The following is a 14,900-nucleotide window of genomic DNA, read 5'->3' as shown; positions in this document are numbered from 1 at the left end:
GTTGGAGTTTCATTTATATGGAACGCTAGGTAGTCCCGGTCCGCGAATTATGGAAGGTAGTTGTCTCTAGACAGCCTTCATTCGGCTCACGTTTTCCTGCACCACGGCCTTGAAGTCCCCGCCCGCAGCCGCAAAAGTATTGCGCTGCAGCTGGTATTCGGCACCGCGCTCGATCAAGCGGATGATGCCCTGCAATTCTTCGGAGCACCCCAGCTGCTCGGCGATCGGCGCCAGTCGCTTGACCTCTGAGCGCAGGTGGTCGGTCACCAGCATCTCATCGCCCTGCGCATTGAGGATGATGATGGCATCCAGTCCGTAGCGGGCGGCGCGCCACTTGTTCTCCACACGGAACCAGGCCGGCATGACCGGAATCTTGTAGCCGGCTTCGATGGACAGCGACATGTCGTGCACCAGGCACTGGGTCAGCGCGGTGATCGCGGCAATGTCCTCCAGCGAGCTGACGCCATCGCAGATGCGCATTTCCACGGTGCCCAAACGCGGCACCGGTCGCACATCCCAACGGATTTCCGAGACATCGTCAATGACCCCGGTGTGCAGCATGTCTGCCACGTGGGCTTCGTACTCGGACCATGAATCGAAGTGGAAAGGAATCCCTGCCGCCGGCAGCTGCTGGAACATCAGCGAACGCTGCGACGCGTAGCCGGTGTCTTCCCCGCCCCAGTAGGGGCTGGAAGCGCTGAGGGCTTGGAAATGCGGCTGGTAGTTGATCAGCCCGTCGGTGATGGGCAGAGCCTTCTCGCGGTCATCGAGTCCCACATGTACGTGCACGCCGTAGATCACCATCTGCCGTCCCCACCACTGGGTACGGTCAATCAGCTTGGCGTAGCGGTCTTTGTCCGTCACCGGCTGCAAGGTCGGTGCGGCAAACGGATGCGAACCTGCAGAGTACAAGTCCACCCCGTGATTGCCCGCCACCTCGTTGAGCATGCGCACATTGGTGCGCAGTTCCTCGGCCGCATCGGCCACGGTGGTGTGGACGCCGGTGACTACCTCGACGGTATTCATCAGCAGCTCCGGCTTCACCGTGGGATGCTCTTCATCATGGGTGAGGCCGGCCTCGTCCTTAAGCTGGTTGAGAATGTTCTCGGCAACCGAGCACAAGTCCGCACTTTCGCGATTGACCAAGGCAATTTCCCACTCGACACCGATGGTGGATTGGGAAGACTGGGCGAACTCGATTTTCTGCACGGCGCTCCTATTGATGACATCTCGGACGGACTGCTCCGGAGCCGAACCAAACGGATGGAGTACGCACCGATTGCCCGGTGATTCTCCATAATTATTGTATGTATTGCGCCGCTCCCGCCAGGGCAATGTTCCGGTGGGACCTGCGTCACCCTAGATTAGTGCGGGATGACCTCGAATGCTACGCGCTTGTCTCCCAGACGGGCCAGGATCAGCGTGGCCTTGTTCTTGGCGCTCTTGGGAGTGCCCGCTAGCAGAATGCGCCGCAGTTCTTCCGGAGTGACGTCGACTCCGCGCTTCTTGATATCCAGCGTGCCGATGCCGTTTGATTTCACCCAGCTGCGCAGCTTCTTGACGTTGTAGTCGTGGACTGCCAGGACTTTGTAGCCGCGCGCAAACGGCGTGGAAATCTGCTGCTCATGGGTGAAGTAGGCAATATGCTCATCGAGCAGATGACCGCCAGTCTGCTCCAGCAACGTCGAAATCAGGTGGGAGCGGATCACTGCGCCATCTGGTTCGTAGATGTGCGCTTGCAAGTCGCCTACCGGTGCTGGCTGGTCATTCTCTGCAGTTTCAGCACTGGACAATTCGTGGGCGCCGTCCTTGTCGATCACCAGCGCGGCGCGGGCAATGTCCTTGCGCTTCAGCTTGCCGAACCAGAGGCAGGCCTCGATGACCGAGCCATGGTCCGAGATCCAGACCGCCTCGGCATTCTCCGGGATCGCTTCATGAGGAAGGCCAGGGCCCAGCTTCACTCCGACATCCAGCCCCGAGTCCACCAGTTTCTCCACGAAAGACAGCGGAGGGGAGAACGCCTCGGGGTCGAAGAGCCGACGGGTGCTCCCTTTCACGTCGGTGCGCCGCGCAGGATCCAGCCAGACACCATCAATGCCGGTCAGGTCCGTATCCTCGGCACTGCCGTGGATTACTTTGGCGTTGTCAAAGGGCATCAGGTTCAAGGTTGTGGCGGCCGCAGTCGTTTCATCCAGCTCAACGGCGGTGACCTGCAGTCCTGCGCTGGCAAGCGCAATCGAATCGGTGCCGATGCCGCATCCGAGGTCTGCCACATGGGTGGATCCGGCATTCGTGTAGCGGCGTGCATGCAGCCCGGCAATGGTCAGGCGGGTCGCTTGCTCCAATCCGGCCGGGGTCAGGACCAGCGAATCGGCGAATGGGCCGAATTTCACCCGAGCCCTGAATCGCAGCTCGGCCTGGGCCATGACAGCGCGGACCACCTTGGGGTCGTGGCCCTCCTTGCGCAGCTTCTCGTTCAGCGTCCAGGCGGCATCCTTTGAAGCCACCATGGATGGATCGATGGTGGAAAGCAGCTTCCAGCCATCTTCCGAAAGCAGAGCGGCGAATTGTTCAATCAGCGTGGAGTCATTTGAAGCCTGGGCCATGAACCAAGACTATCGTCGATGAGCCTCGGGCATGTGCGGGCATCGTGGTGCGTCCAGGCCGCAAAGAACGTGATCTATGTGACAAAAGCGCGTCATATTCGGAATTCACAGAATCACCGAGAAGGCATTGCCGCGACTTGGTACGCGGGCCGGGAGCACCCTGGAAAGAAGCATCTTGAAGCCGGAGGATCTGAAATCCGAAACGCGCTAGAGAAAGGGATGCTTTTTCATGAGCATCAAATTAGTTAGAAAGCGTAATCCTTATTGCCATCTGGTGCATCCGACTAACAAGTAGAGCTCTCGCTGTTCTACAGTTCACCGTCGCCGTGCACCGGTTATCTGGACCGTGGAGAAGTATTGCCGGCAAGCGGGCAAACGCCTTCCGCAAAACGTGAAGTGATCCGCGTCGCATTCCGTCGCGCGACTGGTGTTGTATGGCACCTGTGATGAAACCTATGCAGCGAACGACAACGACGTCGACTATCGACCAAAAGACCGCGGCCGCTACGCCGGGGGATCCGGCGCCTCTGGCGCAGAACCAGCTCAAGCGCGGCATGAGCAGCCGGCACTTGCAGATGATCGCCATTGGCGGTTCCATCGGCACCGGGCTGTTCGTGGCCTCGGGCGGCACGATTGCCCAGGCGGGACCCGGCGGCGCATTGCTGGCCTATGCGGCCGTAGGACTCATGGTGTACCTGCTCATGCAGTCCCTGGGCGAGATGACCGCGAAGATCCCGGTGGCAGGATCCTTCCAGACCTTCGCCACCCGCTTCGTCTCTCCGTCCTTCGGATTCGCCATTGGCTGGAACTACTGGTTCAACTGGGCCATCACCGTCGCGGCGGAACTGGTCGCAGCCGGCATTGTGATGAGCTTCTGGCTGCCCGATGTTCCCGGTTGGGTCTGGGCCGGAGTCTTCCTGGTTGCGCTGACCGCCTTGAACGCGCTGTCTGCCAAGGCCTTCGGCGAGGGCGAGTTCTGGCTCGCCCTGATCAAGGTGGCCACCGTCATCGCCTTCCTGGCCGCCGGCGTGCTGATGATTTTCGGCGTCCTCGGATCGCACGCCGATCCCCTGGCGAACTGGCGCGAAGGCAGGGATGTTTTCCATGGCGGCTGGCTGTCCATCGTCTCGGTCTTCATGATTGCCGGTTTCTCCTTCCAGGGCACCGAGCTGGTGGGTGTAGCCGCCGGCGAGGCCAAGGATCCGCGCCGCGAAGTGCCCAAGGCCATCCGCCGGGTGTTCTGGCGCATCATGCTCTTCTACATTGGCGCCATCTTCATCATCGGCTGCCTGATTCCCTTCACCGACCCGAGCCTGCTGGCCAGCGGCGAAGCGGATGTGGCGTCCTCGCCGTTCACCCTGGTCTTCGAGCGGGCCGGCATCGCCTTTGCCGCGGCTGCCATGAATGCCGTCATCCTCACCGCCATCCTGTCAGCCGGCAATTCCGGGCTCTACGCGTCGACCCGCATGCTCTATGCCATGGCCCATGACGGCAAGGCACCGAAAATCTTCGGGCGCACCAACTCTCGCGGCGTGCCGATCATGGCGCTGCTGGCCACCGCCGCGGTCGGCCTGTTCGGATTCCTCACCGCGCTGGTTGGCCAGGGTGCGGCCTATACCTGGCTGCTGAACGTCTCGGGCCTGTGCGGGTTCATCGTCTGGGTGGGCATCGCCGTCTCCCATTACCGGTTCCGCCGCGGCTACCTCGCGCAGGGCTACAGCGCAAAGGACCTGCCCTATGTGGCCCCGCTCTTCCCACTGGGGCCGATAGTCGCGTTCCTGATGCTCATCGCAGTGATCATCGGGCAGAACTACCAAGCGGTGCTCGCAGGCCATGCCCTGGAAGTGCTCTCGGCCTATATCGGCTTGCCGCTGTTCCTCGGGCTGTGGCTGGTGCATCGCATGGTGACCAAGTCCAAGCTGGTCAAGCTCACCGAGATGGACCTGAATGCTCCGGAGGACATCGAGGAGTCCGCGGCTGTGCGCTCTGCGCGAACCGGTATGAAGAACTAGGGCAATGATTAGCACTCACCTTGACCGAGTGCTAAAGCTCGTCCTAAAGTCATGTGTGGGTGTCGCATTGGAAGTTGCATCTGCAGCTTGCAGCGTGGCACACCGCCTGACTGGATACCACCAACTGGCACCGCGACGACGGTTGGTCCAATGCCATAGGGCGCACCCCTACAACCATTGGTTCATACACGAAAAGGAGAGACCATGTCTGTCTCCATCAAGCCGCTCGAAGACCGCATTGTCATCAAGCAGGTCGAAGCCGTAACCACCACCGCTTCGGGCCTGGTCATCCCAGACTCCGCTAAGGAAAAGCCGCAGGAAGGCACCGTAGTTGCAGTAGGCCCAGGCCGCATCGACGACAACGGCAACCGCATTCCTCTGGACGTCGCAGAAGGCGACGTAGTCCTGTACTCGAAGTACGGCGGAACCGAGGTCAAGGTCGGCAACGAAGAGTACCTGGTGCTCTCGGCTCGCGACGTACTGGCAGTCGTCGTAAAGTAACGCCAACCTCTCTAAAGTTTCAGGAGAAAATGCATGGCTAAGCAGCTAGCATTCAACGAGGATGCACGACGCGCCCTCGAAGCGGGCATCGATAAGCTCGCAAACACGGTGAAGGTCACCCTCGGCCCACGCGGCCGCAACGTGGTGCTTGCCAAGACCTGGGGCGCCCCGACCATCACCAACGACGGTGTCACCATTGCGCGTGAGATCGATCTGGAAGATTCATACGAGAACCTTGGCGCGCAGCTGGCCAAGGAAGTAGCCACCAAGACCAATGACGTAGCAGGCGACGGCACCACCACCGCCACCGTGCTCGCCCAGGCCCTGGTCAAGGAAGGCCTGAAGAACGTCGCCGCTGGCGCCGCTCCGGGCGATGTCCGCAAGGGCATTGAACTGGCTGTCGAGATCGTCTCTGACGCACTGGCAGCAAACGCCGTGGCCGTCGAGGACAAGGTTGCCAACGTTGCCGCGATCTCCGCGCAGTCGGATGAAATCGGCGAACTGCTGGCCAAGGCCTTCAAGACCGTGGGCACCGATGGCGTAATCACCATCGAAGAGTCCTCGACTACCGCCACCGAGCTGGTCCTGACCGAAGGCATGCAGTTCGACAAGGGCTACCTCTCGCCGCAGTTCATCACCGACCAGGAGCGCCAGGAAGTTGTCCTGGAAGACGCACTGATCCTGATCAACCCGGGCAAGATCTCCACCGTGGCAGAATTCCTGCCGCTGCTGGAAAAGGTCCTGGAAGCGAAGAAGCCGCTGCTGATCATCGCCGAGGACGTCGAGGGCGAAGCCCTGTCCACCCTGGTGGTCAACAAGCTGCGTGGCCTGCTGAACGTGGTAGCCGTCAAGGCTCCAGGCTTCGGCGACCGCCGCAAGGCCATGATGCAGGATCTGGCCATCCTCACCGGTGCCCAGGTTGTCTCCTCGGAACTGGGCCTGTCCCTGGACCAGGTCGGCACCGAGGTGCTCGGCTCGGCACGCCGCGTGACCATCACCAAGGATTCCACCACCATCGTTGATGGCGCTGGCACCGACGAGGATGTGGCAGAGCGCGTAGCCCAGCTGAAGGCTGAGCTGAACCGCACCGATTCGGAGTGGGACCGCGAGAAGCTCTCCGAGCGACTGGCCAAGCTGTCCGGCGGCATCGGCGTAATCAAGGTGGGCGCTTCCACCGAGGTCGAGCTGAAGGAACGCAAGCACCGCATCGAGGACGCAGTGTCCTCGACCCGTGCGGCGCTGGAAGAAGGCATCGTTGCCGGTGGCGGTACCGCCCTGGTTGACGCGCTGGCTTCGCTGGATACCGATGCCCGCATCGCGGCCACCGAAGGCGACGTAGCAGCAGGAGTAGCGATTGTTCGCCGCGCCCTGGTACAGCCGCTGTTCTGGATCGCTACCAACGCAGGCTTCGACGGTTCGGTAGTTGCCTCCAAGGTCGCAGAGTCCGGCGCCAACGAAGGCTTCAACGCCAAGACCGGTGTCTACGAGAACCTGCTGCACGCAGGCGTCATCGACCCGGTCAAGGTCACCCGTTCGGCACTGCGCAACGCAGCGTCGATCGCGGCCTTGGTGCTGACCACCGAGACCCTGGTGGCAGAGAAGGCCGAAGAAGCAGACGAAGAAGCGCACAGCCACTAAGGCCAAGCGTGAAGCATGGGCATAGTGCCCGTGCGCGAAAGCCGCCGCCGGGACCAACCTCAAGCTGGTTCCGGTGGCGGCTTTCTCCATGCTGCCTTCAGATAGCGAGACAGGTTGGAAAGCATGGAACCGGAAAAGCACGCCGGGTCCAAGCTGTGGCCAGGTAGTACCCTTGGCCAAGCTTCGAGCGGAGCGCCATGCATCTGGCAGAGTACATGCATCTTCCTGTCCTGAGCCGTAGCAACTGCCTTTTCGGCATCCCAATTGCGCCGTGTCGGGCCCAAGGCAAATTGCGCCATTGCATGTTGGAATAGCACGAGATGCATGGTTTTGAGCATGAACCGCCGGAATTCCGGTGACATTTTTCCAAGGAGCCGCAACTAAACCATCACAAGTCAGCACTATGGGAGCTTTCTGCATTCGAGGCAGAACAGTTGTGGAAAGCGCTAGATGGGGAAGAACGCGTGGTGCGGATTGATAAGATGGTTGGTTGTCTGACGTGATTCGAGAAGAAAGCGCCGAGGACCATTTCTTGTTCCCGACGAAAGCGCAGCCAGTGACCCATACCTTGGATCAGCCTCGGAAAACCACGGAACGTGCCGGTTTCCGAGTTGATTTGCAGGGACTTCGCGCCCTCGCAGTCCTGCTGGTGATGTGCTATCACATCTGGTTCTCCCGGGTCTCCGGCGGTGTGGACATCTTCTTGATGCTCTCCGCTTTTTTCCTGACTTCCTCCACTGCCCGGCGCATTGCCCGCGGGCAGCGCCCGCCCCTGCTGGACGGCTGGCTGCATCGATTTTCCCGCCTGATCCCGCAAGCCGCGGTGGTCATCATAGGCGTGGTCATCGCTGCGTGGATCATCCTGCCAAGCACCCGTTGGCTGGAACTGATTGACCAGTCCAATGCCTCCCTGTTCTATTGGCAGAACTGGTACCTCTCGAACCACCAGGTGGACTACTACGCATTCAACACCGCTGCCGCCTCGCCGCTTCAGCATTTCTGGTCCTTGTCGGTCCAGGGCCAGATCTTCATCATCTGGCCGCTGGTGCTCGCCGGCAGCGCACTGGTCTGGAAGAAGTTCTTCTCCCGCCGCAGCTTCGCGCTGGTAGCCGGCAGCGCCTTCGGTGCCATCTTCGTAGGCTCGCTGGCATATTCCATCCACATCACCGCCACCAACCAGCAGGTCGCGTATTTCCACACTGGCGCGCGACTGTGGGAATTCGCGCTCGGCTCGCTGCTGGCTTTGGCCCTGCCATGGCTGTCCACCCTGCCGGAGAAGATCCGCCGCATTGGCGGCTGGGCAGGACTGGTCACCGTGATCGGCAGCGGTGCCGTGCTCGATGTGCAGGGACAGTTCCCGGGCTTCATGGCGCTGGTTCCCACCGTCGCCGCCGCGCTGGTGATTGCCGCCCCGGCTCCGCGCAGCTGGGCCAACCCATCCGGCCTGCTTTCACTGCCCCCGCTGGTCAAGCTGGGCGACCTGTCCTACGGCATGTACCTGTGGCACTGGCCCATGCTGGTCTTCTACCTTGAGGTCTCCGGCAATGAGAAGGCCTCCTTCCTGGCTGGTGCCATCCTCATCGCGGCATCCATCGGCGCCTCGTGGTGCACCACCAAGTTCATTGAGAAGCCGGCCATCGCCTGGCAGGCCAGCCCAAGCTTCTCGCGCTTGATACCGCAGGCCGGCTTCAAGCTGATCGCCCAGTTCGCGGTTGTTGCATTGGGAATTGGCGTAGCCAGCCTCCCTGTACTGGCATGGGAGAACAATGTCGAGCACCGCCGTGCCCTGGCTGCGGCGCAGACCGATACCGACAACCCCGGTGCCAACGCGACCGAGGACTGGGATCCATCGCCTGCTGCCTTGACCTTGCCGCTGGCCACCGAACTGGATGGCGAGTGGCAGACCCCGGGCATCGCCTGCGAAGGGCCCAACGCCCCCGAGGATAAGCGGATCCACTTCTGCGAGCAGGGCGGCGACTTTGACGGGGGAGCACCGGACCTGGTGCTGCTCGGCGATTCCCACATGCAGCACTGGTCTGCGGCGGCATCGGCAATGATCGAGGAAGCCGGCGGAAGCTGGATCCTGGTCTACGAGCCAGGATGCCGCTACGGTTCCGATGCGGATCGCGTGGATAAAACCTGCTCCGACTTCCAGGATGCCGCGCAGGACTATGTCGCGGATTTGGCGCCGCAAATGGTGCTGACCACCGCCAGCAAAACCGTTGCTGCCCCGGATGCCATGCTGCGCAGCCCGGGAGAGCAGGAAACCTTGGTGGACAACTACGCCGAGATGATCCAGCCGCTGCTGGATGCGGGAAGCCGCGTCATCGCGATGCGCGATACCCCGCGCTACACCTACTCCATTCCCGAATGCGTGGATTCCAACAAGGGCGAATTGGACAACTGCGATGGCTCGGCCGGCTACGCCTTGAATAGCGTGAACCCTGTAGAGCAGTTCCTGGATTCGAAGGATTACGGGAACCAGGTTGTTTCCCTCGACATGACGGGGTTGCTCTGCCCCGACGGGGTCTGCAAAGCTGTCATTGGAAATGTCCTGACGTATCTGGACGATTCGCACCTGTCCAAGACCTTCGTGCTCAGCGCCAAGCGCCAGTTCGCCACCTCCTTCAAAGAAGCAACAAACTGGGAATAAGTCACCATGGATACGGTGCGAAGCATGAGCTTGAACACAGTGCGCCACGAAGGAATAACTGGAACGCCAAAAGAGCTCTACCATTTAACCAACCTCCGCTGTCGCCCCGAAAGGTTTCCACGTGACTGAGTTCAACCCCTTTGCTTTTGAAGGACTCACCTACGACGACGTTCTGCTGTTGCCTGGCCCGACGGATGTGATTCCTTCGGAGGCGGACACCACCACTCGCTTCACCAAGCGCATCAACATCCAGGTGCCAATCAGCTCCGCCGCCATGGACACCGTGACCGAGGCTCCAATGGCCATTGCGCTGGCACGCCAGGGCGGCATCGGCGTGATCCACCGCAACCTGTCCATCGAGGACCAGGCTAAGCAGGTTGACCAGGTCAAGCGCAGCGAATCGGGCATGATCACCGACCCGGTCACCGTCCACCCGGGTGCCACCTTGGCCGACTGGGATGAGCTGTGCGCGCAGTACCGCGTCTCCGGCCTGCCGGTAGTCGACGAGAACCGCAAGCTGATGGGCATCATCACCAACCGCGACACCCGTTTTGTTCCACGCGAGCAGTACATGACCACCAAGGTCTACGAAGTCATGACCGGCATGCCGCTGATCACCGCCAAGGAAGGCGTATCGCGCGAGACCGTTATCGAGCTGCTGTCCAAGAACCGCATCGAGAAGCTGCCGCTGATCGATGACGAGGGCAAGCTGACCGGCCTGATCACCGTCAAGGACTTCGACAAGGCAGAGCAGTACCCGTTGGCCACCAAGGACGAGGACGGCCGCCTGCGCGTAGCCGCAGCCGTGGGCTTCTTCGGCGAAGGCTACGAGCGCGCCATGACCCTGATCGACGCCGGCGTTGACGCACTGGTTGTCGACACCGCCAATGGCCACTCGCAGGGCGTGCTCGACATGATCGCCCGTCTGAAGAAGGACCCAGCCGCTGCGCACGTAGATGTCATCGGCGGCCAGGCAGCAACCTACGACGGTGCCAAGGCGCTGATCGATGCTGGTGCCGACGCGATCAAGGTCGGCGTTGGCCCAGGCTCCATCTGCACCACCCGCATTGTTGCCGGCGTGGGCGTCCCGCAGGTAACCGCGATCTACGAAGCAGCCAAGGCCGCGATTCCAGCTGGCGTGCCAGTGATCGCCGACGGCGGTCTGCAGCACTCGGGCGACATCGGCAAGGCACTGGTTGCCGGCGCCGACTCGGTCATGCTCGGCTCCCTGCTGGCAGGTACCGCAGAATCCCCGGGCGATCTGGTCTTCATGGGCGGCAAGCAGTTCAAGGCCTACCGCGGTATGGGTTCGCTGGGCGCCATGGAAACCCGCGGCAAGAACACCTCATACTCCAAGGACCGCTACTTCCAGGCGGATGCCCCATCGAACGAGAAGCTGATTCCTGAAGGCATCGAAGGCCAGGTGCCATACCGCGGCCCGCTGTCCGCAGTCACCCACCAGCTGGTTGGCGGCCTGCGCCAGACCATGTTCTACGTTGGCGGCCGCACCGTTCCGGAGCTGAAGGCACGCGGCAAGTTCGTCCGCATCACTGCTGCAGGTCTGAAGGAATCCCACCCGCACGACATCATGATGACCGTTGAGGCTCCGAACTACCGTTCGCGCTAAACGCATCTGATAGGGAAACCCCACCAAGCAAAGAGTTCTGCTTGGTGGGGTTTTTCGTTGCAACTTTCGCCGGGGTTCTCACGTCAACAGCCCAGCGTGACAGTGGCAGCTAGGAGGTCGGTTGCCCAATGCCAGGAGCAATACGGTTCGCGGCGGGGCACGAGCCGAGGTGCCCACGGGCGCAACGCCGCAGGCAATGCGTTCAGAAACGAATCAGGCTAGGGATGATCGAGTTTCCTAGAGGTCTGGTGGCCGATGGGGTTCGTCTTCAGCTTTCGAATGGAGGCCAATCTTCACGAGTTGCCACGTATTTGAATTCTCCATCTTGTGTAACCACTGTGACAGAGCGAAGGTTCTTGTCCTGTTCTCCGACCCGAAGCATCGTGTTGCTGCCTACATAGGCCAAATCGGACCGGGCGTCGACTTCCCACTCATAGGGTTCAAGGGTAATCAGCAATTCACCGTATTCGGGCGCTTCAAAGGGAAGCATATGCCCATGTGGATCCGTTGGGTACCACTTCAGTAAATCCTCCGGTTCATCGATGTCCATGACAACGTCCTCCCAGCCCTCATTGATTTCGTCCATCCATTGCTGCATCTTTTCATCGGCCCAGTCCTGCAGCTCTTTGTCCGAATAGTCCTCGGGTGCTTTCGAAGCCGTCGGTTCTACAAGTGCTGGCAGTTCGGATGTTTCCTGTTGCCCAGGAGCAGGCTCGACTGCAGTTGTAGAGGCCCGGACCTGCTCAAATCCGGTAGAAGTGCAAGATGCCAAAGCCAGAGCTGCGATGGCAAGCAGAGGCAAACAGGTCAGCGATTTGCGCACGGTTATCTTTCTGAAGACGAGGGGAGTGATCCTAGACGTCAGGCAAAGGGAACACAGGGACAAAGACGCCTCATCGCGATCTAGTGGACTCATGCGTGGGACTGACTTGTCCAGAAGCACAGTGCACAAGGCATCCAGTACCAGCGACCCCACGTAGAATGAAAGCTCGGCAATACCTCTCGGTGCGCGGGAACCACCCGCAAGTGAGCGAACGTCAACGAAGGACATCAATTTGGGCCAGCCAGCCAATCTGAAGAAGCAAACTCGCCAGCGAATGGAGCGCACGGGGGAGAGCTACACGACCGCGCGCAAGAACATCCTGGCCGGCAAGCCTGAAAGCCCGCGGGCAGCCCGCGCAGCGGCCGCACGCGACTACGCCAAGGAAGCACGCGAGAAGGCCAAGGCGCAAGCCAAGAAGGACAAGGAAGCTCCGGCAGCTTCGCCGGCTGACGAGTTGCCTGAATACCCGGCACCAGAAGATGTCATCCAATACGATGCCGCGCTGTGGCACCGCGTGCTGGTTCAAGCTGGCGTCACCAACAAGCACACCGGCCAACCGCTGAGCCAGGCGTTGCTGGCTGGCCTTGCTGGCGGCATTGGCTTCATGGCCTTCACCCACGAAGGCGGCGAAGAAACCGCAGTAACCCTGATGACCCGGCACAACCCGGAGCCGTACACCCAGAACCTGCTGGCCCGCTGCGGTGCCACGGTCACCGAACGCACCACCGGCTCAGCTGAACGCGCCGCCGAATACATGGACGCCGCCCTGGACGCAGGCCGCGCCGTCGTGGTTCGCGTGGCAATCAGCGCGCTGCCATGGATCGACGGCACTACGGTGGATGAAGCCGAGACCCTGGACCTCGCCGTGGTTGGCGAGCACAAGAAAGACCTGCTGGTCGATGACGGATCCGGTGCCCTGAACCTGATCAGCCCCAAGGAGTTGGCCATCGCCCGTGCGATGCGCAAGAAGGAAAAGCACTGGCAGGCGTGGATCCCGTCCTCGCGCTCGCCGAAGACCGAAACCCTGGCCGCCAACGCTGTGGAGGCTATCGAGGAAACCACCGCTCGGTTGCTGGGCACCAGCGAGCTGTCCGGGGTCCCGGTGCACTTCGCCAAGAATTTCGGCATTACCGGAATGCGCACTTTGGCCACGCGACTGCGCGATTCCGAGTCCAAGACCGGCTGGTCCCAGATCTTCGCAAGCCAGCAAGCGCTGGCCAATGGCCTGGACCAGCTGGCCGGGTTCTTCTCCGATACGCGCTTCAGCGGTGAAGGCGCATTGCGCGGGCTATACTCCGACTTCCTTGCCGAAGCAGCCGAACTTCCGGGTCTCTCGGCGCTGGCAGCGCACGTGGATGCGTATCAGCAGTTGTCTGCGCAATGGGACGAATTCGCTGACCTGATCGATCCAGAGATCGAATTCTCACAGCGCGCAGAGCACTTCGCATTACTGGCAGACGCGATAGAGCGGATCGCCGAAGCCGAGGAGCAGGCCGCGACCGCCTTGGCCGCAACAGCAAAGCAGCTGGCCGCCAAGACGGCGAAGTAAATCTGGCTCAACATTCGCCCCGGCATCGGGTGATATTGCTCACCGAATGCCGGGGCATTGTTGTCCCGGTGCGCATCCAGCCGCCGGATGCCTCGAAGCTGTCGACGCCGCATCATCTATGGCCAGCGCACTGCCAAAAGCGGGATTATCCCGGAATCTTGGTAACCTAGTTAGGTGAGTAACGAGATTGAGATCGGCCGCGGCAAGCGGGCAACTAAGGCATATTCCCTGGACGACGTAGCGATCGTACCGAATCGCCGTACCCGTGATCCGAAGGACGTATCGGTGTCCTGGCAGATCGACGCCTTCCAGTTCGACACCCCTATCCTGGGCGCACCAATGGATTCGGTGACCTCCCCGGCGACCGCCATTGCACTGGGCAAGCTCGGCGGACTGGGCGTGCTGAACCTCGAGGGCCTGTGGACCCGCTACGAGAATCCGGAAGCAGTGCTGGCTGAAATCGCCGGCCTGGAGTCCGAAGCGGCGACCCGCAACGACCCCAAGATCACCGCCAAGCTGCAGGAACTGTATGCGGCTCCAATCCAGCCAGAGCTGATCACCTCGCGCATCTCCGAGATCCGCGACTCGGGTGTTGTCGTTGCCGGCTCGCTGACTCCGCAGCGCACCCAGGAGCACTACAAAACCGTGGTCGCCGCTGGCGTTGACATCTTTGTCATCCGCGGCACGACCGTCTCGGCCGAGCACGTCTCTAAGACCACCGAACCGCTGAACCTGAAGCAGTTCATCTATGAACTCGACGTCCCAGTGATCGTCGGCGGCGCAGCTGGCTACACCCCGGCCATGCACCTGATGCGCACCGGCGCAGCAGGCGTGCTGGTCGGCTTCGGTGGCGGCGCATCCTCGACCACCCGCCGCACCCTGGGCATCCATGCCCCGATGGCTACAGCAATTGCCGACGTGGCAGCTGCCCGCCGCGACTACATCGAAGAGTCCGGCGGACGCTACGTCCATGTCATCGCCGACGGCGGCATGGGCAACTCCGGCGACATCGTCAAGGCCATCGCCATGGGCGCCGACGCAGTGATGCTTGGTACCGCGCTGGCCCGCGCCGATGAAGCGCCAGGCGCTGGCTACCACTGGGGCATGGAAGCTGTTCACGAAGCCAGCCCACGCGGCGACCGCGCCAAGGTCGGTACCGTCGGCTCGCTGGAGAAGGTACTGCACGGCCCATCGCATGAGACCAACGGCACCTCGAATCTGGTTGGCGCGCTGCGCCGCTCGATGGCCACCACCGGCTACTCGACGCTGAAGGAATTCCAGCGCGTCGATGTCGTGCTTTCCCCTTACGAATCGGATCGCTTCTAGCAGATCTCGATCTGGCCCCGTTCTTCTGCTGAAGGGCGGGGCCAGTGCCATGTGCACGCTGGGTCTCAACTAATGGATAAGCAAGTTGGTTCCACCAGCGGAAAATAAGGCAACAGGGCTAATCTCACGCCCTTGCATTTCGAGTTCTACGCCAAATAGAAGTAC

Annotated in this window: 10 protein-coding genes; 7 read left to right on the top strand and 3 right to left on the bottom strand. The window is 61.3% G+C overall.

Annotation, left to right across the window (positions count from 1 at the left end; all coding sequences use genetic code 11):
• Positions 1-66: 66 nt before the first annotated feature.
• Positions 67-1,209, bottom strand: a complete 1,143-nt coding sequence (locus F0M17_RS11305) for a glutamate--cysteine ligase (RefSeq protein WP_149597131.1) — start codon at positions 1,207-1,209, stop codon at positions 67-69.
• A gap of 155 nt (positions 1,210-1,364) precedes the next feature.
• On the bottom strand, positions 1,365-2,606 hold the full coding sequence (locus F0M17_RS11300; RefSeq protein WP_149597130.1) for a class I SAM-dependent methyltransferase: 1,242 nt from the start codon (positions 2,604-2,606) through the stop codon (positions 1,365-1,367).
• Between the two features lie 455 nt (positions 2,607-3,061).
• Here F0M17_RS11300 and F0M17_RS11295 point away from each other — a divergent pair, with 455 nt between their 5' ends.
• From F0M17_RS11295 to guaB, 5 genes are all read left to right on the top strand, one after another.
• Positions 3,062-4,618: an amino acid permease gene (locus tag F0M17_RS11295; protein WP_371737269.1), complete on the top strand. Its 1,557-nt coding sequence runs from the start codon at positions 3,062-3,064 to the stop codon at positions 4,616-4,618.
• A gap of 204 nt (positions 4,619-4,822) precedes the next feature.
• Complete coding sequence (gene groES, locus F0M17_RS11290; RefSeq protein ID WP_013349608.1) at positions 4,823-5,119, top strand: co-chaperone GroES; 297 nt, start codon at positions 4,823-4,825, stop codon at positions 5,117-5,119.
• A gap of 33 nt (positions 5,120-5,152) precedes the next feature.
• Entirely contained in the window at positions 5,153-6,757 is a 1,605-nt protein-coding gene (gene groL, locus F0M17_RS11285; protein WP_038990688.1) for a chaperonin GroEL, read from the top strand.
• Positions 6,758-7,256: 499 nt separating this feature from the next.
• Positions 7,257-9,410: an acyltransferase family protein gene (locus F0M17_RS11280; RefSeq protein ID WP_210416637.1), complete on the top strand. Its 2,154-nt coding sequence runs from the start codon at positions 7,257-7,259 to the stop codon at positions 9,408-9,410.
• 121 nt (positions 9,411-9,531) lie between these two features.
• A complete protein-coding gene (gene guaB, locus F0M17_RS11275; RefSeq protein ID WP_038990687.1) occupies positions 9,532-11,037 on the top strand; it encodes an IMP dehydrogenase in 1,506 nt (501 codons plus the stop codon).
• A 268-nt stretch (positions 11,038-11,305) separates the two neighbouring features.
• On the opposite strand, the gene F0M17_RS11270 is transcribed toward guaB, so the two are convergent.
• The gene (locus tag F0M17_RS11270; RefSeq protein WP_149597128.1) at positions 11,306-11,860 is read right to left on the bottom strand and encodes a hypothetical protein; all 555 of its coding nucleotides are present in this window, start codon (positions 11,858-11,860) and stop codon (positions 11,306-11,308) included.
• Positions 11,861-12,092: 232 nt separating this feature from the next.
• On the opposite strand from F0M17_RS11270, the gene F0M17_RS11265 reads away from it, so the two are divergent.
• Together F0M17_RS11265 and F0M17_RS11260 are read left to right on the top strand one after the other, a co-directional pair.
• On the top strand, positions 12,093-13,409 hold the full coding sequence (locus F0M17_RS11265; RefSeq protein WP_149597127.1) for a BtrH N-terminal domain-containing protein: 1,317 nt from the start codon (positions 12,093-12,095) through the stop codon (positions 13,407-13,409).
• Between the two features lie 174 nt (positions 13,410-13,583).
• A complete protein-coding gene (locus tag F0M17_RS11260) occupies positions 13,584-14,735 on the top strand; it encodes a GuaB3 family IMP dehydrogenase-related protein (protein WP_066140656.1) in 1,152 nt (383 codons plus the stop codon).
• Positions 14,736-14,900 lie beyond the last annotated feature (165 nt).

Origin of the sequence: Glutamicibacter sp. ZJUTW (genome assembly GCF_008370855.1) — a bacterium.
Classification (GTDB): Bacteria; Actinomycetota; Actinomycetes; order Actinomycetales; family Micrococcaceae; genus Glutamicibacter; species Glutamicibacter nicotianae.
This window is presented reverse-complemented; position numbering and strand designations above follow the sequence as displayed.

What these genes read in the sequence shown, in the direction of transcription:
- F0M17_RS11300 (WP_149597130.1), bottom strand. Translation starts at nt 2,606, where the DNA reads ATGGCCCAGGCTTCAAATGACTCCACGCTGATTGAACAATTCGCCGCT.
- F0M17_RS11295 (WP_371737269.1), top strand. Translation starts at nt 3,062, where the DNA reads ATGCAGCGAACGACAACGACGTCGACTATCGACCAAAAGACCGCGGCC.
- groES (WP_013349608.1), top strand. Translation starts at nt 4,823, where the DNA reads ATGTCTGTCTCCATCAAGCCGCTCGAAGACCGCATTGTCATCAAGCAG.
- groL (WP_038990688.1), top strand. Translation starts at nt 5,153, where the DNA reads ATGGCTAAGCAGCTAGCATTCAACGAGGATGCACGACGCGCCCTCGAA.